The 413-nt window shown below is 66.8% G+C and carries 1 protein-coding gene; it reads left to right on the plus strand.

Annotated elements, in window-relative coordinates; all coding sequences use genetic code 11:
- Positions 1–413, plus strand: a 413-nt coding sequence (locus HA630_RS26920) for a homoserine dehydrogenase (RefSeq protein WP_166832167.1), incomplete at both ends; no start/stop codon positions are given.

Below are 413 nucleotides of genomic sequence, written 5' to 3' on the forward strand. Positions count from 1 at the left end.
CTGGACTTTGACGTGGTGCTGAAAGAAGCGCAACGCCTGGGCTACGCCGAAGCCGACCCGACCTTCGACATCGAAGGCGTGGACGCCGCACACAAGGCCACGCTGATGAGCGCGATCGCCTACGGCATTCCGGTGCAGTTCGACAAGGCCCACGTGGAAGGCATCACCCAGTTGGGCGCGGCCGACATCAGGTACGCCGAGCAACTGGGCTACCGCATCAAGCTGCTGGGCATTGCCAAGCGCGCGGCCCAGGGCATTGAGCTGCGGGTGCACCCCACGCTGGTGCCGGCCAAGCGCCTGATCGCCAACGTGGAAGGCGCCATGAACGCGGTGATGGTGCAGGGCGATGCCGTGGGCACCACGCTGTACTACGGCAAGGGCGCCGGCAGCGAGCCGACCGCCAGCGCGGTGAT

It is taken from the genome of Aquabacterium sp. A08, assembly GCF_011742065.1.